The following is a 973-nucleotide window of genomic DNA, read 5'->3' as shown; positions in this document are numbered from 1 at the left end:
CGTCGAGCGCGCCGCCCTGCGCCTGCTCGGCCGCGCCCAGCTGGTGCCGGCGGCGCTGGTGTGCGAGGTCGCATCCGATCGCGCCGCCACGGTCGCGGCCGAGGTGGCCAGCGGCGAGCTGCTCGCGGTCGACGCGGCTGAGGTGATGCGCCTATGCGAGAGCGGCCCCGGCCGGCTCGCCCGCATCAGCGAGGCGCGTGTGCCGCTGGCCGAGGCGGAGCACAGCCACTTCGTGCTCTTCCGCGAAGCCGATGGCGTGCACGAGCACGTCGCCATCGTCATCGGCGAGCGCGCGAACTGGCAGGAGGACGTCCCGGTGCGCGTGCATTCTTCCTGCCTCACCGGCGACCTCTTCGGCAGCCTGCGCTGCGACTGCGGCGAGCAGCTGCGCCGCGGCGTGGCGGCGATCCACGCGCTCGGCGGCGGCGTGCTGCTCTACCTGTCGCAGGAGGGCCGAGGCATCGGCCTGGCCAACAAGCTGCGCGCCTACGGCCTGCAGGACGAGGGCCTGGACACGATCGACGCCGACCAGGTGATCGGCTTCTCCAAGGACGAGCGCGACTTCCGCATCGCGCACGAGATGCTCGACGAGCTCGGCATCGACCGCATCCTGCTGCTCACCAACAACCCGAGCAAGGTGGCCGCGCTGCAGAAGGCCGGCATCCACGTCGTCGGCCGACGCGCGATCTATGGCGAGGTCACCGCGCAGAACCAGCGCTACCTCAAGACCAAGGCCAGCCGCCACGGGCACTGGCTCAACGATCTGCTCGACGAGCAGGGCGAGCCCGGTGACGACGAGCCCGCATGCCTGCCCGCCGCGGACGCCACCCACCGCGCCTGAGGCGCGGCCTCCGGTGCGGCGGCCCGGCTCGCTCAGCTGCCGTGGCTGAGCGTGGGGCTGCGCTCGACGAGGGCCTCGAGGTCGAAGTCGCGCGCGTCCTCGATGACGCGCGCGAGCCGGCTCCCGAAGGGT

At 72.9% G+C, this 973-nt stretch carries 1 protein-coding gene; it reads left to right on the top strand.

The window, feature by feature from the left end:
• On the top strand, nt 1–841 hold an 841-nt coding region (gene ribA, locus C667_RS23315; protein ID WP_004390310.1), incomplete at its 5' end, for a GTP cyclohydrolase II.
• Between the last annotated feature and the right edge of the window lie 132 nt (nt 842–973).

It is taken from the genome of Thauera phenylacetica B4P, from assembly GCF_000310225.1.
GTDB classification, from domain to species: Bacteria; Pseudomonadota; Gammaproteobacteria; order Burkholderiales; family Rhodocyclaceae; genus Thauera; species Thauera phenylacetica.
Note: the sequence above shows the minus strand (reverse complement) of the source record. Positions and strands in the feature narration are given on the sequence as shown.